This window comes from Novosphingobium sp. YAF33 (genome assembly GCF_052113265.1).
GTDB lineage: Bacteria > Pseudomonadota > Alphaproteobacteria > Sphingomonadales > Sphingomonadaceae > Novosphingobium.
In genome coordinates, this window is record NZ_JBFRCW010000008.1 from 186151 (window position 1) to 205522 (window position 19372).

19 protein-coding genes and 3 pseudogenes are annotated in these 19372 nt (G+C 60.1%); 7 read left to right on the forward strand and 15 right to left on the reverse strand.

The features are described from left to right. Positions 1–49: 49 nt before the first annotated feature. Positions 50–562, reverse strand: a pseudogene (locus AB4Z00_RS18575) (ATP-binding protein); the annotation flags it as partial. A gap of 318 nt (positions 563–880) precedes the next feature. Between AB4Z00_RS18575 and AB4Z00_RS18580 the strand changes: the two are divergent. The 3 genes from AB4Z00_RS18580 (at position 881) to AB4Z00_RS18590 (ending at position 3104) form a co-directional block, all read left to right on the forward strand. Beyond that, a complete protein-coding gene (locus AB4Z00_RS18580; RefSeq protein WP_442046865.1) occupies positions 881–1051 on the forward strand; it encodes a hypothetical protein in 171 nt (56 codons plus the stop codon). Next, a complete protein-coding gene (locus AB4Z00_RS18585; RefSeq protein WP_442046866.1) occupies positions 1035–2624 on the forward strand; it encodes a recombinase family protein in 1590 nt (529 codons plus the stop codon). The genes AB4Z00_RS18580 and AB4Z00_RS18585 overlap by 17 nt, the downstream gene beginning before the upstream one ends. 264 nt (positions 2625–2888) lie before the next feature. Then, on the forward strand, positions 2889–3104 hold the full coding sequence (locus tag AB4Z00_RS18590; protein WP_442046867.1) for a helix-turn-helix domain-containing protein: 216 nt from the start codon (positions 2889–2891) through the stop codon (positions 3102–3104). Between the two features lie 31 nt (positions 3105–3135). On the opposite strand, the pseudogene AB4Z00_RS18595 reads toward AB4Z00_RS18590, so the two are convergent. The 6 genes and pseudogenes from AB4Z00_RS18595 to gntA all read right to left on the reverse strand — a co-directional run. After that, positions 3136–3480 (reverse strand): annotated as a pseudogene (locus tag AB4Z00_RS18595) (ATP-binding protein); the annotation flags it as partial. After that, positions 3477–4733 carry an IS21 family transposase gene (gene istA / locus AB4Z00_RS18600; RefSeq protein ID WP_442046868.1) on the reverse strand — a complete coding sequence of 419 codons (1257 nt, stop codon included), beginning with the start codon at positions 4731–4733 and terminating at the stop codon, positions 3477–3479. The pseudogene AB4Z00_RS18595 and the gene istA, both read right to left, overlap by 4 nt. A 128-nt stretch (positions 4734–4861) precedes the next feature. Then, entirely contained in the window at positions 4862–5497 is a 636-nt protein-coding gene (locus AB4Z00_RS18605) for a murein L,D-transpeptidase catalytic domain family protein (protein WP_442046869.1), read from the reverse strand. A 681-nt stretch (positions 5498–6178) separates the two neighbouring features. Beyond that, positions 6179–6487: a hypothetical protein gene (locus AB4Z00_RS18610; RefSeq protein ID WP_442046870.1), complete on the reverse strand. Its 309-nt coding sequence runs from the start codon at positions 6485–6487 to the stop codon at positions 6179–6181. Between the two features lie 181 nt (positions 6488–6668). Continuing rightward, entirely contained in the window at positions 6669–7289 is a 621-nt protein-coding gene (locus AB4Z00_RS18615; RefSeq protein WP_442046871.1) for a DUF1989 domain-containing protein, read from the reverse strand. Then, positions 7286–7960: a guanitoxin biosynthesis heme-dependent pre-guanitoxin N-hydroxylase GntA gene (gene gntA, locus AB4Z00_RS18620; protein WP_442046872.1), complete on the reverse strand. Its 675-nt coding sequence runs from the start codon at positions 7958–7960 to the stop codon at positions 7286–7288. Before gntA ends, AB4Z00_RS18615 begins: the two co-directional genes overlap by 4 nt. A 694-nt stretch (positions 7961–8654) precedes the next feature. Here gntA and AB4Z00_RS18625 point away from each other — a divergent pair. Together AB4Z00_RS18625 and AB4Z00_RS18630 are read left to right on the forward strand one after the other, a co-directional pair. After that, complete coding sequence (locus AB4Z00_RS18625; protein WP_442046887.1) at positions 8655–9197, forward strand: PRC-barrel domain-containing protein; 543 nt, start codon at positions 8655–8657, stop codon at positions 9195–9197. Positions 9198–9371: 174 nt separating this feature from the next. Beyond that, positions 9372–9902 (forward strand): hemerythrin domain-containing protein, encoded by a 531-nt coding sequence (locus AB4Z00_RS18630; RefSeq protein WP_442046873.1) that lies wholly within the window; start codon positions 9372–9374, stop codon positions 9900–9902. Between the two features lie 165 nt (positions 9903–10067). On the opposite strand, the gene AB4Z00_RS18635 is transcribed toward AB4Z00_RS18630, so the two are convergent. From AB4Z00_RS18635 to AB4Z00_RS18670, 8 genes are all read right to left on the reverse strand, one after another. Further along, the gene (locus tag AB4Z00_RS18635; protein ID WP_442046874.1) at positions 10068–11627 is read right to left on the reverse strand and encodes a sensor histidine kinase; all 1560 of its coding nucleotides are present in this window, start codon (positions 11625–11627) and stop codon (positions 10068–10070) included. A 17-nt stretch (positions 11628–11644) separates the two neighbouring features. Next, on the reverse strand, positions 11645–12013 hold the full coding sequence (locus tag AB4Z00_RS18640; protein WP_442046875.1) for a response regulator: 369 nt from the start codon (positions 12011–12013) through the stop codon (positions 11645–11647). 37 nt (positions 12014–12050) lie between these two features. Beyond that, a complete protein-coding gene (locus AB4Z00_RS18645; RefSeq protein ID WP_442046876.1) occupies positions 12051–13493 on the reverse strand; it encodes an ATPase domain-containing protein in 1443 nt (480 codons plus the stop codon). A 316-nt stretch (positions 13494–13809) separates the two neighbouring features. Beyond that, a complete protein-coding gene (gene ligD / locus AB4Z00_RS18650; protein WP_442046877.1) occupies positions 13810–16320 on the reverse strand; it encodes a DNA ligase D in 2511 nt (836 codons plus the stop codon). A 96-nt stretch (positions 16321–16416) separates the two neighbouring features. Next, positions 16417–16827 carry a low affinity iron permease family protein gene (locus AB4Z00_RS18655; protein ID WP_442046878.1) on the reverse strand — a complete coding sequence of 137 codons (411 nt, stop codon included), beginning with the start codon at positions 16825–16827 and terminating at the stop codon, positions 16417–16419. A 53-nt stretch (positions 16828–16880) separates the two neighbouring features. Beyond that, positions 16881–17537, reverse strand: a complete 657-nt coding sequence (locus AB4Z00_RS18660) for a DUF6766 family protein (protein ID WP_442046879.1) — start codon at positions 17535–17537, stop codon at positions 16881–16883. Positions 17538–17607: 70 nt separating this feature from the next. Beyond that, a complete protein-coding gene (locus AB4Z00_RS18665; protein ID WP_442046880.1) occupies positions 17608–18213 on the reverse strand; it encodes an isochorismatase family cysteine hydrolase in 606 nt (201 codons plus the stop codon). Positions 18214–18262: 49 nt separating this feature from the next. Continuing rightward, positions 18263–18529 carry a DUF3606 domain-containing protein gene (locus AB4Z00_RS18670; RefSeq protein WP_442046881.1) on the reverse strand — a complete coding sequence of 89 codons (267 nt, stop codon included), beginning with the start codon at positions 18527–18529 and terminating at the stop codon, positions 18263–18265. 35 nt (positions 18530–18564) lie between these two features. On the opposite strand from AB4Z00_RS18670, the gene AB4Z00_RS18675 reads away from it, so the two are divergent. After that, positions 18565–19245, forward strand: a complete 681-nt coding sequence (locus AB4Z00_RS18675) for an NAD(P)/FAD-dependent oxidoreductase (RefSeq protein WP_442046882.1) — start codon at positions 18565–18567, stop codon at positions 19243–19245. A gap of 45 nt (positions 19246–19290) precedes the next feature. Next, a pseudogene (locus AB4Z00_RS18680) lies at positions 19291–19372 on the forward strand (IS6 family transposase); the annotation flags it as partial.

Here is a 19372-nt window from a genome sequence, read left to right on the forward strand (position 1 = left end):
TGTGGGCGCCCAAAATTCCCTAGGTTGGCGGTTCGGGAAGGCGCGGTGATCAGCCGTGTTCGAGATCGGTTTTTCCCTTCATCGGGGGTCGGCCGCGCCGCTTTTGCGGCGGTGGATTGAACGCGGCGCCGTTGCGCACGTTTTCGGGCACGAGCGCCGCGTGCTCACGCATGCGATAGCTGGAACCCTCGATCTGGATAACGACGGCGTGGTGGAGCAACCTGTCGAGCAGCGCGGTGGCGACGACCGGATCGCCGAAGACCTCGCCCCATTCAGCGAAGCCGCGATTGGAAGTGAGGATCATGGCGCCTTTTTCGTAGCGGGCGTTGACGAGCTGGAAGAACAGGTTGGCACCGCCAGGCGTGACCGGCAGGTAGCCGATCTCGTCGACGACCAGCAGCGAGGCCCGGGTGAGGAAGYGGATCTTCTCCCTCAGCGTGCCTTCGCGTTCGGCCTTGGCAARCTGGGTGATCAGATCGGCAAGCGGGATGAAGTAGACCGCCTTGCCGGCGCGCACGGCCTCGACCGCCAGCGCGGTCGCAATATGGCTTTTTCCGGTGCCCGTCGAACGGGGCTCATAATGCCCAATATCAGCGAAGCGGTGGCGAGGTGCAGGTCCGCTATGCGTTTCACCCTCGCTTCCGCGAGAAGATCGTTGTCGTTGGCAGGCAGCGTTATTGCGGGGAGGCCGCTTATGTGGGGCGCCAACCTGACGGCAGCCTGGCGCTGGTGCCGGTGTGGATGACCGAGGAACCTGCGTCGGCCATGGCGATAGTGGAGATGCCACGTTTTTCGCTCGCGTGCCTTCGCGATCTGCGTCGTGAGATCGATGACTGCCTAAAATCGCTCCGCGACGATTCGCGTCGTGGAGGAGACGACCATGCAGCAAAGGCAACCGCGCAAGCCGCGACAACTAGACCTGTTCTCTCCCGTGATGCCGGTAAAAGTCTTTCCCCTCGGTGCGCAGGAACGTCTCCTTCCGCTGATTTCGGCCCTGCTCAGGGAAGCGGCGGGTCAAGTGAAGGAGGCAGACCATGAAGATCTTGCCTGAGCATTTTGCGCGCGGTGCATATGTCTATGTGCGCCAGTCGACAGCGGACCAACTCGCCAACAACCCGGAGAGCCGGCGCCGCCAATATGGCCTGGCCGATCGCGCCCGCGATCTTGGCTGGAGTGACGTCACCATTATCGACGACGATCTTGGGCGTTCAGGCTCTGGTGTCAGCCGTCCGGGCTTCGAGAAACTCCTGGCGGCTATCTGCGAAGGTCGCGTCGGCGCGGTACTGGCGATCGAGGTGTCGCGGCTCGCCCGCAATGGTCGCGATTGGGATACGCTGATCGAGTTCTGCGGCCTCGTCGGTACCATCATCATTGATGAGGACGGCATCTACGAGCCCCGCCACCCCAACGATCGAATGCTATTGGGTATGAAGGGCACGATGAGCGAACTCGAACTCTCGATCCTGCGCGCCCGCTCACTCGAGGCGCTCAAAGCCAAGGCACGGCGTGGCGAGCTCTTCCTGACGGTGGCGGTCGGTTATGTGAAGTCGAGGCATGATCACATCGAGATGGATCCCGACCAACGCGTGCGCGAAGCACTGGCACTCGTTTTCAAGCGCTTTTCCGAGCTGCAGAGCATTCGCCAGGTGCACCTCGCGCTCAGGAGCGAAGGGATCATGCTGCCAGCGATCTGCTACACACGTGAGGCAGGGCGATCGATTGTCTGGAAGCTGCCTGTTTACAACACCGTGCATCACATCCTGACCAACCCGATCTACGGCGGGGCCTATACATTCGGGCGCACTTGCAGCCGCGTGACAATCGAAGAGGGGCGAAAGCGCATTGTCCGTGGTTTCAGGCGGGAGCGGGCCGACTGGGAGGTCTTGATCCCAGACCATCATGAGGGTTACCTCAGTTGGGCGGATTTCGAGAGGAACCAGCGTCTGATCGCCGACAACGCCACAAGCAAGGGCATGATGCCCCGAGGTGCACTGCGCAAGGGCGAGCTTCTGCTCGGTGGGCTCCTGCGCTGCGGTCATTGTGGGCGTAAGCTTCACGTTTGCTATTCCGGTAGCAACGGCAACACCGGTCGCTACAACTGTCGCGGCGCTCTCATCAACCATGGGACCGATCCCTGCATCGGTTTCGGTTCGTTGCGCGTCGATCAGGCGATCGGCACCGAGGTGCTAGAACGTCTTCAGCCGCTCGGCATCGAAGCGGCGCTTACAGCGGTCGAGGCATCGAACCAACAGGCTAACGAGAAGCGGCGCCAGGTGACGCTGGCGCTCGAACAGGCTCGCTATGAGGCAGCCCATGCGCAGCGCCAGTATGATGCCGTCGATCCCGGCAACCGGCTTGTAGCGGGCGAACTTGAGCGCCGATGGAATGCCGCTCTGACCTTGGTACGTGAGCGCCAGGCCGAGTTGGATGCACTCGACAGCAGAAAGCCGGAGGCACCGGATGATAACGAGCGGCTTGAGATCCTCCGTATGGGTGCCGATCTCTCCGAAGCGTGGAATCACCCCAAGGCAACAAGTGTCACACGCAAGCGCATCATTCGCGCCGTGGTGCGTGAGATCGTCGTGCGAATTGAGGACGACCAGATCAAGATGATGGTGCATTGACAAGGCGGCGATCATACCGCGCTTGCTGTCAGGAAGAATAAGGCGGGTCATCATCGCTGGAGTTCGCCCCCCGATCTCGAACCGCTCATCCGGGCGCTGGCGCGACAGCTGCCCGACAGAGATATTGCATCGCTCCTGAACCGGCTCGGGAAGGTCACGGGACATCAGAACGGTTGGACGCAATCACGCATTTGCAGCTTCCGCAATCAGCATGGGATAGAGGTCTATAAAGCGGGCGAATGCGTCACGCGTGGCGAACATACAATGCAGGAAGCCGCCGAGATGCTGGGAGTACGGCCAATGACCGTGTTGCGCATGATCCGTGCCGGCCATCTGCCCGCTGAGCAGTACTGTAAGGGGGCGCCTTGGGTGATCCGGCGGGACGATATTGAGCGTCCAGACATCAAGCATTACGCCGAAAGTGGCATGCGGCGTCCACTATCAAAATCAAGTGACCAGAGGACGATGACTTTTCAATAACATAGCGAGGTGGGTATTATGTCGTGGGATCGGGCGGTCCTAGCAGGTGGACGACCTCGGCTCGTTCGATGAAGTCGAGGCCAGCGAGCGCGAGGATACGGTTGCGATCGAGCGATGGCTGGAACGAGAAGTCGTAGCCGGCCAAGGTCTTGACGACTGGCAACCGGGCCATGCGCAGGGCAGCCTTGATCCGGCGGTTCTCGCGCAGCGAGAGCTCTTCGCCCAGGAGCTCATCGATCGCCTCGATGCCGTCGATCTGACCCTGCTCGATACGTCGCAGAGTGGCGTCGAGAATCTCGAGTGCTCGCGGCATCTTGAGCATGACCAGATTCCGGCGGATGGAGTCGACGCGCGAAGATGGTGCCGCACCGTTCATGCCCGCCCCTCCATCGCCAGGCTCGCGCCGATGGCCTCATAGACTGCCAGTGAGCGCAGCGGCACGTGGTCGCCGACCCGGCCGATCATGGTCGTAGGCCGTTCCTGCGTTCGCGGCTGCGGCCGTCCGGTGCGATGGCGTTGATCGATGCGATATTGCCGGCGCCCCTCGAGCACGGGGTGCTCGGCAACGACGATGCCGCGATCGATGATGCGGACCATATCTGGTAATTGCTCGACTTCGACGATCCGGCGTGTTCGGTCGGGCACGCTGTAAAAGTTTCCGCCGACCGCGACGAAGCCGTCATGGGTAACGCGCCGCTCGAGCTTCAGGACGGCATTGAAGCGATGATCTGGTAGGCGCTGCAGCTCTTCCTGCTCTTCGACGAAGGCCTCGGCCACTATGCGCTGGGTCGTGCCGTGCATCCGCACATTGGCGACGGTGTCGAGCCAGTCGATGAGCTGGGCGTTGAGGTCCTCCATATTGCGGAAGCTGCGGCCCAGGAAGAAGTCCTCGCGGATATAGCGGAACGGTCGCTCGATCTTGCCCTTCGTCTTGGCGCGATATGGTCGACATGCTCGAGGCTGGAAGCGGTAGTGCTTTGCCAGCGCCAACAGTGAGGTGTTATAGACAATATGCCCTTGGTCATCCTCACCGGTCACCGCCGTCTTCATCCGGTCGTAAAGGATCTCGATCGGCACGCCGTCCAGCGCCTCGAACGCCTGCATATGGCAGCGCAGCAGCGTTTGCAGGTCCTGATGCAGCACATAGCGGGCAAAGAGGAAGCGCGAGTAGCCGAGCACGAGGCCAAATAGCCAGACGATGCGCGCCACACCCGGCTCGTCGGTAAACTCGACGACGAAACGGGCGAAGTCGACCTGTGCCTGCACGCCAGCCCTGGTCTCGAAGCGAACTTCGTAGGGCTTGGGATCATGTTCCGGCCGGATGGCTGCGAGGTAGCGCTTCACTGCGGTATAAGCGCCCACGTAGCCCATCTCCCTGATCTCGCGAGTGAGCCTCGAGGCCGTTAGATCGGGGAACGCGGTAATCCGTTCACGCAGGAACTCCATATACGGCGCGATCTTGCATGGCCGCCCTAGCTGGCGCGGGCCGTACGCCGGCACCTCGACGCCGCGCTCGATGTATTTGCGAATGGTCTTGGGATCGCGGCCCGTCCGACGGGCGATGGCGGTCACCGACAGCCCCTGCCGGTGCAACTCCAGTATCATCATGGCTTCTCCAAGTCGGATCATCGGCGGGCCTCCCACAGGAGATCATCGCGCCGATTTTGGCGTTGCCCAATGAGCCGGGGTTAACCCCGGCTCATTGGGCAACCAGGTCCAACAATCAGGGAATTTTCAAAGCCCACATTTGCGGAGAATTACACGCCCACTGACACCTGACTGCGGCCCAGCTTACCATGGGAGGGGATCATGTCGTCGTTCGCATACCAAGCGCTATGGATTACAATCGCACGGCTGAGCGCGTTGTTGTTCGTCGGGTCGAGCCCCACCAGACGCTGCGACCGACCGTGCTTTCCTGTATAGTAATCCGCCGTAAGGAAAGCGCCCTCACTCGAGGCATTGGAGCCAAAGGCGTTGGAAAACCGCTCGAGGAACCCGGTATGCCCCGGATCGAAGCCCGAACCATGCGCGACCAGTAACCGCGAAGCCTTGCCGCTCACTACATCGAGGAAGTGCAGCCGGGGATCGGAAGATGGCGCGGTAAAATCTACAATGGCCATCCGGTCTCGCGCCTTGACCGAACCTGAGTGCTGCTCCAGCGCAGATATAGCCCGGCGCAGCAGCGCCGGGTCCACCGACAAGCGAGCGGCATCTAAAGTCGTCTGCGGCATGCCCGAAGAATTACGGGGGGCAGCTGGAATAGCGGTTGGCCGGCGCGGCGGTGACGATTCTAAAAGTGGCTTGGCGGCCGGCCCGGCAAGAGCCGCGAGAGCAATGCCCGCGCTTGAAATCATCATGGCGCGCCGGTCGGGTTGGGAAGTCAGATCAGCCATGCCTCCGATAATGGCTATGTCCGCTTGGGATTAAATAGTCGTTGGCGACTTTTGTTGGGACACTTTTGCAATTAACCGCCAAACCGTTCTAGATACGCGGTCGGTAGTTTGAAGCGTCATCTCAATTCTGGAACAAATTTCCCGCGCTGAAATCTCTTGCGCTTTTCAACACTGTGTCCGGATTGCAAAATCCCGAAACATGTCTCGCAAACAGGGTGAGAGTGGTGCCAAGGCGCACGATGTCAGGTCTACTTGTGAAACTCCGGGCGTGCTTTGTTACGTTGTCGCCCCGTCAGTCATTGCAGCTACGGGTGCGGGGCCTTGCTTAGGAACGCCCGTATTTTCTTCCACGACATCCTGCTGAGCGCCCTCAGCCGCACCCTCCTTCGCCGCGTCGGCAACCGAATTTTCGAACATTCGCTTGAGAACCCAGCCTACGGCGAAGGTGACAGACGCCGTCACTACCGCACGAAGCGCGGTCTCCTTCAGCGACCGAACGAACTGCTTATGCTGTAGCCGCCCCGGCTGACCCGCGACTACGTCTGCTAGCCTCTCCCTGGTTCGCATCGGACCGTCCCTTAAATTGTTGCATGATCATCGGATAACGCCCAATCGCAGCTCTGGATGCGGTAAATCGATCGCCGGACCTACGATGCAGCGTCTAGGACACCCGCTGACAGATTAGCCGCCGGCGACTTCAACCGCACCAGCGTCGCGAAAAGCCTGGATGACCGCATCGCCTTCATCCTCGTTCATATCCACCGAGACGACAAGCTGACCTTCGTATGCCGCGCCGGAGCCCTCGGGCGTTTCCCGGTTTTGTCCGCTCGCGACGTCCGCCCCGGCAGGCTCGTCGCCAGCGCTGTTTTTGCTCCCGGCGGGCTCGATGAAGATGTCGGTCCGTTCTATGCCATATTCCTGAACGAGGTGCTCGACTGCAAGCTCGACTTCCCGGCGGCCAGGAAACAGTGCCTTGATGGTGGCGGACATGCATCTACTCCCTTTACAGCTGTTGAGAGCGCGAGGGCACTGGTAAAGTTCCCAAGGCACACCGTAATCGAACTTGCTGCCGCCTTCGCTGTCCCTTGGGCGAGGACATCAAAGCCCGAATCGGCAACGCGCTGTTCCTGATCTCGATGAGCTAGGGCGGAACCGGCCCCGGCCTGCCGGTCTAGGCCGGGGCCAGCGCCGGTTGGATGGCGTAATGGATCGGCTTGAACGACCCGCCGTTCGATGCATAGGCCGAGCAGGCGGTCAGCCCGATCACGCAGTCCTCGGCGGCGCGCAGGCGGATCAGGTCGCCCGCGACGCTGGTGGGCGGGATCACCGAGATGCGCCCCGTATCTTGCTCCACCGGCACATTCATGAACAGGTTGAACGCGGTGGGGATCGCGTCCTCGTCGATCCCGTAGGGCGAGAGCGCTGCGGCGAGGTTGCCGAAACATCCGCGATGGACCGGCTTGTCGGGATAGAAGTGCCGGAATGTCGCCTCGCTGCAGGGCGTCAGCAGGAAGTCGTGTCGGCCGACGGTGTCCTCGACGATCTCCAGCAGCACCCGCGAGCGGTTGGACCAGAGCCGGTTGCCGGTGGTGAGGCTGATGGTCTCCTCATAGTCGAACGTGCGCCCGTTCGAGATGACCTCGCGCACGTCGTGCGCCGCGAAGGCCAGCAGGTCGGCGACCTGGCAGCCCTGCGGATCGGTCACGGTGAGTATCTCGCCCGCCCCGAGCAGGAAGGCGGCACCGCTGCGCGGGCCGATCACTTTGGGCTCAATCACTTTCGCATCGCTCATACACGCGGGTCCCTGAACGGGCAGCCCCAGTCCGGCTCGACCACGCGACCGCTGTACTGGCGCGCCTCGCTCGCCTCGCCGTGGCGCGCTAGCATCGGATTGAGCGAGCCCGCGATGGCGAGGTCACGGTCGAGGATGCGCTCGCGCATGCGCTCGTAGCGGCCTTGGGCGCGTAGTCTCTCGAACTGTTCGTGCAGGTTGAACACCAGCACCGGGCGCGTGAAACGTCGCGCGGGCCGCGAGGCATTGGGGTGTAGGCCAACGACGAAGAACGCGCTGCCACCGAAGCTGAGCGAGAAGTGCGGGTCCTCCGGATCAGGGCTTACCGCATCGTCGTAGGGCTGGCCAAGCCAGGCGTCCTTGTCCGCGAAGGACTGGATGCGCTCCCACATCGCGTGTTCGAACGCGCGCTCGTCGAGGTCGTCGGGGCCTTCGAAGACGACGGCCAGGCTGCGCAGTCCTTCCGGGTCGCCCTGATAGTTCTGGCTCCACTGCAGCAGCTCCCGATGGATCACCACGTCGTTCCAGGCGCTGGTCAGGTCGCGCGCCGCGACGACCTTGAGCGAACCCTTGGCCAGCGCCGACTTCGCCCCAACGCAAGGGAACGCTGGGTCGCGAACGAACGCTGTGAATTCTTCCTCCAGGTTCCGGAGCGAGGGGTCGGCCATCATGCATTTCTCTCCATCGCGGATGTAAACGAACGACGGCCGGAAAGGTGTCCACCCCTCGTCGCGGGATCGAAAAACCTGCGGTGTTCGCTGCTTGGGAAAGGGCGATGAAAAGGTGATGCCATCCACGTACTGATTATCGAGACGGCCCGCTGATCGCCATGTTGATACAGAATGCTCCGGAGGACGCGGGCACGACCAGCTTCATATCGTCGAACATGAAACCGATGCGGTAATTTCCGCCCGGTACGACCAACCCACGTTCATCACCTCCGACGTGAAGTTGAACGAACGCACCGGCCCCGCGGCCGCGCGCATCCACGATGAACTCAGCGACATACGGTCTTCGTCACGTCCACGCCGGACGCGTGCATGCCCTGCGACCCGGCCGGTCCGGTGCTCCGCAGGTCCTTTGCCAACGACGAGCTGGAGCGGGCATTCCGCAAGGCGCTGACGGCGTGAAAAGGCCAGTCGGCCGCCGGCCTTCACGCTTTACCGAGAACCACTCCATGAGGCCGCGCCTTCGACTGAAGCGAGGGCATTTGCGGTTACATCGTACCTCGCATCGCAGCATACTCCGCGATGAAATCTCTTCTCCCTTGGGCACCAGGAGCAGCGCTTCGCGTTCCTCGGTTCTATCCGACTAAGGAGTTGCCGCTTGGAAAACGTCGCTGGTTGGATCGCGCCCGCTGCCACGATGATCGCCGCCATGATGACCGGAGCCAATCTCGGTACGCGGGTCACAGGCTGGGGCTTCGTCGTCTTCGCTATAGGCTCAATCGCATGGTCGGTCGTCGGCCTGACGACGGAGCAGACCAATTTACTGGCTACCAATGGCTTTCTGACCCTTGTCAACCTGATCGGTATCTGGCGCTGGCTGGGCAAGCAGCGGGCGTACGAGGATGGCGGTAGGTCAGCCACCGAAGCAAGTCGGCGCTCCGCCTATCCCACACTGTTCACCGCGACAGGCATGGCCGGCATGCCTGTGACGACCAGCGATGGCGAGCCGATCGGCAAGGCGGTCGAAGCGCTCGTTACCTGTGAGGACGGCAGCGTTAGTTACGTCGTGGTGGCCGCCAACGGTGTCGGCGGTATCGGCGAGGAACTTCGTGCCGTTGACCGAACGCAGATCGACTTCGCTTGCGACGGGCTAAAGCTGCGGCGCGCTCGCGATTGGTTCGAAAGCCTGCCGCCTCTCGCTGACGGAGACTGGCCCGCGGCACCCACGGAGATAGCCTAGCGCGACCGTCGCTGAACGCTTTTCATCGTTCAGGAGTGCCTGCCCTTGCGCGGGTACGGAGTAGGTCATCCGCCAAGCCATTTGAGAGTGATCCGCAACAGGAGCGAAAGTCTGGATCGCCGGTTATCGCGGGAGGCAGGCTACCTGCCGAAAGATAACAGCGAAGGAAAAACCATGACCAAGAAAGCGCAGGATGCGATCGCTTTGCTCAAGGCCGACCACCGTACTGTTGAGGAACTGTTCGAGAAATTTGAGAGTGCCAAGGCTCCGACCAAGCAGGCGACGCTAGCGAAGCAAATTTGCACCGAGTTGATTATTCACACAATCATCGAGGAAGAAATCTTCTATCCTGCCCTCAAGGGTAAGATCGAGGACGACATGTACGACGAGGCGCATGTCGAGCATGATGGTGCCAAGCTGCTGATTAGCCAGATCCTGGCCGGAGAACCTGGCCAAGATTTCTGGGAAGCCAAGGTGACCGTTCTGTCCGAGGAAATCAAACATCACGTCCATGAAGAAGAAATGCCCAAGGAGGGCATGTTCGCGCAGGCGCGCGCGGCGGACGTGGATTTGGATACACTCGGCGCTCAAATGGCCGAGCGAAAGGCCGAACTACAAGCCCAGTTCGAAGCCGACGGTCTGCCAACGCCGACCACGCGGACTCTCGGCCCGGTGGAAGTCGAACTTGGCGCGCCCGTCGCCTAAAACCGGCGACCAAAAGGCCACGCCTTCGAACCGAGAAAACCGGCTCCATGTGCCCAGAATGTAGGCCTTCGATTACAAGATAATCCCGGTAAGGCCTGCGGCTCTCTAAAAAGGGTGCGTTGCGATGCGACGCGCCCTTTTCATCCACGTGGCAGCCAACTCACGTCAGCTAAGAGTAAATCTAAGTCGGACGCATAAGCCTTCGGGGCGAAAATCGAATTCGGCCCCGCAACCCTCGCCGCGAAGGGCGCGTGAGATCATCCGCGAGCCAAACCCTTTTCGGTCGGGGGAGGCCACCTTCGGCCCGCCAGTCTCGAGCCACCTGATTTTCAGGAATTCAATATTACCCTCGACGTAAAGCTCCCAGGCAATCTTCACCGTTCCGGTCAGGTTGGAAAGAGCCCCATATTTCGCTGCGTTCGTGGCCAGTTCATGAAGAACCATGGCAAGCTGCAGCGCGCGCTCAGCCGAGATTTCCACGTCCGGCCCGGTGATTTCGAACCGCCTATCGGCCTCAGCAGCGAAAGGGGATACGGCCCGTTGTACGATATGGGTGACGTTGACCGCTTCCCAATCGCGCTGCGTGAGCAGATCATGCGCTTCGGAGAGGGCGAAGAGGCGCGCGTTGAATGCCTCCTTCTCCGCGCCCGGGGCCTGGCGAAACGTTTGCATGGCCACCGCCTGGATCGTCGCCAGCGTATTTTTGACCCGGTGTTTCAGTTCGTGGAGAAGCAGCTCATTCGCTTCCTCCGCACGCTTTCGCTGCTCGATTTCCTGCTGCGCCGCCTTGTGCAGTCGTGCATTGTCCATCGCGACAGCGGTCTGAGCTGCGATTGCGGAGACGAGGTTCTCGGTGTCAGCCGTGAACTTACCGGGTTCGTCATGGGCAAAAAACAACCCGCCTAGCACTACACCCGACACCGACGTCACGGGCACCGCGAGGTAGCTGACGACGGGGAGGTGCCCCATGGGCATGCCGAGGTGCGGTGCACTGTGCCCGTAGCGCTGATCATTCCGGATATCGTCGGAGCGAATTACGCCTTCGCCTGCAAAGGTCGGTGCAAAAACGGCGGTGTTGCGAGGCATTCCAAAATTGAAAGCCTCTCGGGTAGCACCTGAAAGGGTATAGAGCTGGTAGGATTCACCGGCGGCATTGATAACATTATAGAAGAATGCACCGAATTTCGCGCCGCTCAGTTCGGTGCCAATGTCAGTCACTGCCTGCACAATCCGGTCAAGATCTAGATCGCGGGAGATTTCGCTGGCGACGCGGTAGAGGGTTTGCAGACGCTCGGATTGCTGGGTAAGCAATGCCTCGGTTTGTTTGCGCACGGTGATGTCGCGTGCGATTTTCGAGGCCCCGATTACCTGTCCGTCGGCCGCTTTGATCGGGGACGCGGTCAGGGAAATATGGATCAGCACCCCGTCCTTGCGCTTGCGCAAGGTTTCGAAATGCTCGACCCGTTCCCCTTTTTTAAGGCGCGCGATGATCTCGTTTTCCTCAGTCCTGCGGTCCTCCGGAATCAGGGTCAGGATCGAAGCGCCTACGATCTCGCTGGACGAATAGCCGAAAATCCGCTCGGCGCCGGCATTCCAATCCGTGATAATGCCATCAAGCGTCTTGCCGATGATGGCATCGTCGGAAGACTCAATGATGGCTGCGAGCCGATCGGCAGCGCTCAATGCGCGTCGCTGTGAAGACCCATCTTCCTCGTCCATACCCATGGCAACTTTCGCAGCTATTAAGGCTGACCCCTTTTCCCGCCCAGAGCTGCAACAGCAGTGAGCAAGCGATCCATTGCATAGGGCTTGTCAAACACCAGGTCAAAAAGATCGGCACGAGACCTTGCTATGCCACCCTGGGCACCGCTCACCAAGATAATGGGGATGCCCTGCAGGACGCTGTCAGCCTTCATCGTTTCGGCCAGTTCGAGTCCCGTCATCAAAGGCATCATGAAGTCCGTAATGACCAGATCAGGTTCCAGGGTGCGGACCAGCTTCAGCGCATCGACACCATGTGCGGCGTCGTGCACCTCGTGGCCGGCATCTTCGAGGCTAACGACCAGCAAGTCGGCGATCAGGAACTCGTCCTCGGCAATGACTATCTTCATGGAGAACTCCGCCAAGGGATCTTGTCCATGACCGCTGTCATGCTTCGAGGGGCTTTGCCAATCCGGTCGATATCCCGGTGGCCTGTTCAAACTGTCCCCGGATCGCAAGGCCGTGCCCGTCGATGTAGACTTCCTGCGGAGCCGCCTGGAACGACTGGTCACGGATCTTTAGCACGGACAAAACACGCTTGTACTCGGACCGGATTTCAACTTGGCGCATCATTATGAGGTTATCGAGCAGACTGGAAATCTCCGGCCCTGGTGCTGCAACCCCGGACGCGAAGAGGTCACGCAATTCCCACGTGCCAACAGCGGTAACGCCCATGGCGCGCAATTCGTTCGTTAGGGCCGCAAAGAATTCCACGAGGCGGGGAGGATGAACGGCTGCGCGCTCGAACCCACCGAGAGAATCGATGAACAGCCGCTTCACGCCCCGCGCCGAGACGGCGTCGAGGAGACGATAGGCCATCTTGTCGATAAGATTTTCAGTCAGCGGCTGCCACAAGATATCGACCTCTTCCCTTTCGACATTTCCCTTGAGGTCGAGGCCCAGCGCGTTCGCTTTTAACAGCAGACGTTCCGGAGACTCGTAAAAGCCGAAATGGAGGCCGGGTTCCGCTGCCGAGGAAGCCGAGAGGAAATTGAGGCCAAAAGATGTCTTGCCGCAACCAGAAGGCCCGATGAGCAACGTGATAGACCCTTGTGGTAGTCCGCCACCAGTGATTTCGTCGAAGCCCTGGATCCCCGAGCGTAAAGGCCTGGGGTCCGGTTTATCGGTCGCAGACGGGGTATGAAATGCGGCCTCAATCCGTGGGAAGACAGCAATTCCGTCATCGCCGATCTCATATTGATGATACCCGCCAAGGGCCACGCTGCCCCGCGACTTACGCGTGCGGAGGCGGCGTACGGTGCGGACACCGACAAGTTCGTCATGAAGTTCGAGCACACCGTCCACCATCGTGTGCTCCGGGCTGTCGTCATGAATCCCGGCGCTGGTCAGGAACAGGACGGTGCAACCCACAAACGCAGCCTGGCTCTGAACCTCAGCCACGAACGTCTTGACGTCGAGGTCCGTCTCGGCGCGGTCACGAGCATTTAGCAGGCCATCAAAGACGATCAGCGAAGCGTTTTGACGCTTGGTTTCCTTGCGCAGCAAATCGACTACGGCGCCAAGCCCCTCCTTAGTGAGGGTCTGAAAAACGCTGACGTAGACGATGTTGCTACCGAGCCGGTCTTTTTCGAAGAAGCTCAGCGTTGAAAGCGACTGGAATAGCCGATCATGCGTCTCGGCAAGCAGCGTGACGTAGAGCACCTTCTTGCCCACACCTGCCGTCGCGAAGGCAATCTGATTGCCCAGGATCGTCTTGCCAGCGCCGGGCTGACCTTGCACGATGTAGGAGGCGCCCTCGACGAAGCCGCCGCCAAAAACGGTGTCCAGGCCAGGGATCCCGGTTGAAAAGCGGGGAAGGGTGTGCGTCACGAATTAACCTCATCAGCGCGTCATGGCCAAGAGGCCCGGTCGTGCTGATAGCAGCCTGTGAAGCCAGCGTCAGGATGGGCGCGCGACTTTTTTGCCATCACATCGCAAGCGTAACTTCCTTGTTCGACTTTGGAAGATGCGCCATGGCTGTCAGTCAGTTTTTGAGCATCCGGCGTGGCATCACTTGCCCGTCCATTTCGCACTTGCAAAAACGTCTTCGCAGATGCGGTATGGCCCTGCCTTTCAGGCATGCTCTCCTAAACTTCAAGGCCGGCTTTGCCGGCCTTTTTCTTTTGGATTGAGCCTGGGCCAGTTGCTACAAATCCGGCAATACTTGGTCGGCGCGTCCCCAGTGGGCGAGGTTCTTGGATGACGCACGCTTCAACATTTCAGCGCCGTCACCGATATGCCAGTGCGACGGCGCGTCGAGATCGTGCAGTTCATCCCATGTCAGGGGAACGGCGATGGGCGCAAGCTCGCGACTGCGGGCGCTGTAGGGCATCACAGCGGTCGCGCCGCGCTGGTTACGCAAGTAGTCGACGAATATGCGCCCCGTCCGCCTGGCCTTTGACAACGCGGCTGTATAGCGATCGGGTTCTGCCTGCTCCAGGGCTTGCGCGAACCGATGCGCAAAATCCTTCACCTGCGGCCATTCGGCCGACGGCGTGAGCGGGGCGATCACATGAACCCCCTTGCCGCCGGTGACCATAGGAAAAGTGGTAAGTCCCATCTGGGCGAGGAGATCGCGCACATGGAAAGCGGCTGAGACGACATCCTTGAACCCAAGTCCTTCATCGGGATCAAGATCGAAAACCAGCCTGTCGGCCTTTTCGACGTCCTCGATGCGCGCGCCCCAGCCATGGAATTCGATCGTGCCCATTTGCACACATGTCAGCAGACCTGCGGGAGTGTCGATGAAAAGATATGCCTCTTCATGCCCGTCCTTTTCGCGAATGCCGATGTGCTTGACGTCATCGCCGAAGCTGCCCGCATCATGTTTCTGGAAGAAACACTTTTTTGCGCGGCCTTGCGGACAGCGAACGAGACTGATGGGCCGGCTTCCGGCCCAGGGCAGCATGATCGGCGCAACGGTTTCATAATAGTCTGCCAGCTCGCCCTTGGTGAGCTTGCTCTCCGGAAAGATCACTCGATCCCGGTTGGTCACTTTCACCGTGCTCGCGGGCGCGGCCGTAGCGACCGCCACCGGTGCTTCCTTCTCGATTACCACCGCTTCGGGCTTCTTGTCTTCTCGAAGCCCAAGGTAGCTGGGATGGCGCAGCACCCCCTCATCGGTGAACTCGAGGTAGGCAATCTCGGCGACCAGTTTCGCTTCGATCCAGTGGGCGCCGCGCACCGCGGCACGCGGTGCCTGAACCGTCGGGTCCTTTCGCGCGAGAGGCGCCATGATTTCCAGAAGGCGCTCTATCTCGTCGCCGGTAAATCCCGTACCGACCTTACCGGCGTACCGCAGCTTTCCCTCATCGTTTACGCCCAAAAGAAGCGAGCGGAACCCCCGCTGTTTGTCAGAAGGCGTCCAGCCTACAATGACGAACTCCTGCCTACGTATGCACTTGGTCTTGACCCAGCCACCGCTCCGCGAGCCGCTATATCGAGCGTCGACGCGTTTCGATATGACCCCTTCCAACCCCGCCTCGCAAAAGCTGGTCAGCAGCTTTTCACCGTTGCCGACGATATGGTCTGAATAGCGCAGCGGACCCTTGTGGCCCTCAAGAATACGCGCCAACTTCTCCTTGCGCTCGATAAGCGGCAAGCTGGTGAGATCCTCCCCATTCAATTCGAGCAGGTCGAACGCAAAATAGTCGATGGCCCCGGGGTTATCCTTCAACGCGGCTTGYAGCGCCTGGAAACTTGTCCGGCCATCAGGCAGCGTTACCACCGCCTCGCCATCGATCAGCGCGCTTTCAACGTTAAGCTGGGTGGCCTCTGTGATAAGACCCGCAAACCGATCTGACCAGTCCAGACCTGAACGGGTATAGGCCCGACCCTCGCCGCCGCCGATGGCAATGAGCGTTCGATAGCCGTCATATTTCAGTTCATGCAGCCAGCGATCGCCCGGTGGCACGTGATCGACGAGAGCCGCCAGCTGGACAGCTTGGAATGGTGGAAGCTTGCCTTTAGTCTTGCTCCGACGGGCCGTGGGGCGCGATGATCTATGTTTCGCGGGCAGGTCTTTGGCTTTACCCGCTTGTTCCCTGATCGGCTTGCCTGCGGCGATCTCTTCCATCGTCCTTCCGCTCTCGACGCTCGTGAGATGGATGCCGATAAGGTCGTCCGAGCCGCCGGCAAACTCGTCCTCGACCTTACGCAGGATCCAGTTTTCACCCTTCTCCTTTCCACGTGGCTTGAGGCGGAACATGATCCACTCGCCCTTCATACGCCGGCCATGAAGGGTGAAATGCAGATGCCCTTCGGCAAGGGTTTTGGTCGGGTCCTTGCCCGGAACCGGCTCCCAGGTGCCGTTGTCCCAAAGCATTACGGTGCCGCCGCCATACTCACCCTTGGGGATGGTCCCCTCGAAACGGGCATAGTCGAGGGGGTGGTCTTCGGTACGCACCGCCAGGCGTTTGTCGTCGGGGTTAGCGCTCGGCCCTCGGGTTACGGCCCAGCTGACCAGAGTGCCGTCCAGCTCGAGGCGGAAGTCATAATGCAGGCGGGTCGCGGCATGCTTCTGGACAACGAAGCCATTACCTGATGTCGGCTCGGTGGCACCAGAGGGTTCCGCGGTACGCGCGAAATCCCGCTTTTCGCGATATTTCGCGAGCCGCTCTTCTGCCGAGGTTGCTTTCGCCTTAGTCGCCCGTGCCATATCTGCTCCGATCGAGAACCTTCTCAAATCCCGAAAAAGGCGCTGCGTTCCCTTCCCGCACATGTGTGGAAGCGCGCTGCCCCGAGGAAACTTACATCAGTATCGACCCAGCAGCCGTTCCACGCTCGGCGCTGCGGTCTTCTGCTTGTTGTCTTCATCCTTGATGTCCGCTTCGAGCGCTTCGCGGATGCGGGCGATCTGCGCATCCGTCAGATGCTCGATGCCGACAAATTCCACCCGTGCCTTGTCCAGAGCCCTGATAATTTCGTCCAGCTTTGCCTGCATGGCCGCGCCGTCACGATTCTGGCTGTTCTGTATGAGGAAGACCGCAAGGAATGTCAGGACCGTGGTCGCGGTATTGACGATCAGCTGCCAGGTATCCGAGTAGTGCATGAATGGGCCACTCACCGCCCATACGACAATGAACAGGGCGGAGATGATGAAGGCCAGCGGTTGACCCATCAACTGGGCGCACTTTGTAGCAATGCCGGTGAAGATTCTATCCATCTAGGGGCTCCGTTGTTCGCAAATGTTGTGCCCCCCTGCATCGTTCAGGCTGCTTATTCTCCAGTCTGCGCGTTCGGCGCTGCCACTGTCTTTGATTCCGGAGATTCTTTCTGACGCAGGAATATGGAAAGGACCACGAGTACGGCCGTCGAGAGAAATTCGCTCTGCCAGTTCTGGAACGATTCGAACCACAGTTGCGCGTCGCCGAGGTAGGCAAGGACGGTCGTAGGTGTTTCCCCATGTTCCAAAGCCTCTTGCGCTGAGGCATGCGCGCTGTTGATCCAATGCAACGTGAACGACGCGACAAACAGCAGGATCAATGCCATGCCAAGGGAGCGAGCGTATATCGCGCGCCAAAGCGGACCTTTGCGCAAGATCGACGGGGCGCCGTTTTCTTGGGCTTTCTGGTCCAGATCATTATCGCGAGGGGGAGCATCCGGGTCCTTCGATTCCGCCGAGCCGCGCTGGATCAGGAAAGCCGTAAGCACGACATAGGCTGCCATCTGCAGGAACTCGCTCTCCCAATTCTCGAACACCGAAGAGAGAAATTGAGGGCTGGCGGCATAGGTAAATAGCGTCAGGCCAGGCTGGGCATGGCGCCGGGCGTCCTCCAGCTCGACATACCAGCCGGCGATATATTGCCCAGCAATGCAAGCGGCAAAAAGTGCCAGAAGGGCAATCGTAAGCCCATTATTTTTAAGCAGCCGCATGCCGATGCCTCTCGCCGATTTGCTTTGGATGGAAACGCGCGAGAAACAATTGAGTTCGACACAACCTCGCCTAGTGCATCAGATCAGCAAGCCATTCGCACATAGTTTTCTGGGACGTGGCAGCCGTCTCGGCGCGCATGCTCTGTGCCATGATCTCCAGGGCCCATTGGCCCCGTTCATCATTCTCGGCGGCCACGGCATCTTCAGGCACCCATAGGTCGTATTCGCGCATATGGGCATCCGCTGCGGTGAACAGCACGCAGATATCGGCAGCGATTCCGCACAGCACCAATTTGCTGACGCCCAGCTGCGGTAGCAGCACCGGCAGGTTCGTCGCGTAGAAACCGGAAAATTGCGGCTTGATGATGAAAAAGTCGCCGTGCTGCGGCTTCACCATTTCTGTGACTGGATTATCCTTTTCAAGCGCGCGCGCTACCAGCTTGGAAGGTTCTGAATGCCATTCGCCAAAATTATCGTTCACGTACACGACTGGCCAACCGTGCGCGCGAAACTCCTGGCGTAGGCGATCTATTCGCCGTGCCGCTTCGAGAGCCCGGGGCTCCAGAGCCTCGGCCCCCTCAAAATCAAAGCAGTTGACCATATCCAGGATCAGCAAGGCCGGGCGATCACCAGATCTCGGCGAAGTGGATGCGGCCTGCTTGTCCCGGGAATCCATAGAAACCTGCCATGAAGTCGGGGTCGGCCTTTGGCCAACCCCATTCCGCTCATTCCTTGGTGAGCTTTTCCGCCTCAGCGTCCAGCGTCGCGCGATCATTGCCGAATCGGTCGATGAGCTTCTGAGCCTGCTCGACAGGGAGACCATGCTTTCGGGCGAAGTAGTCGACCTCATAGTCCTCGCCGCCGGCGACAGTGCGGCGATCGGCGCCTCCGCGCTGAGATTTATCATCTGCCATGTTGCGCTTCCTTTTCACACCTGCCTGTTTTGCAACCCGTGCCGAGGCCACGAGTTCCAGCAAGGTTGTCTTGAACAAGGGACCGGCATGCCGCATCGCCGTTTGCGCACCCAATGAAACAGCCGCTCGACTGTCTTGTCATTGGCGCAGGACCCGCTGGGCTAACGGCCGCCATTTATCTTGCGCGATTTCACTTTTCGATCGCGATTGTCGATGCGGGGCATAGCAGAGCGGCCATGATCCCGCGTACACACAATCATGCCGGATACCCGGGCGGGATAGCTGGCACCGAACTTCTTGCGTTGATGCGTGATCAGGCTGCCGACTTTGGGGCGGACGTGACCGAAGGTTTGATCGAGGGCCTGGAAAGGAACGAAGAGGGTTTTGTTGCTCGCGCCCAAGGCCGTGAATGGTCTGCGCGCACTGTCCTGCTCTGCACCGGCGTAGTCAATAATCGCCCCCAGATCGCACCCGACATCCACGACGCAGCGTTGCGCCGCGGACTGCTTCGCTATTGCCCGATATGTGACGGGTACGAGGTCACCGATAAGCGGGTCGGTGTTTTGGGCACCGGCTCCCATGGTTTCAAGGAAGCAATCTTTCTGCGGATGTACACCAGAGATGTGACGCTGATCGCTACTGATGGGGACCACGACCTCTCAGATGACGAAAAGCTTCGGCTTGCTAGGGCAGGTGTAGTCCTGATCGATGGCCCCTGCGCACCGCTGCGGACCGAAAATGATCAGGTTGTTGTACCGACGCCGCGCGGCGAGCGGCTCTGTTGCAAATTCTGACGCGGTCGCCATGGTTTGGTTCGAGGGCTTTCAAGGTCGGTTGCGATGAACGATTTCAAAGGGCGGCATTTTACCGGCGAGGTCATCCTGTGGGCGGTACGCTGGTATTGCCGGTACGGCATCAGCT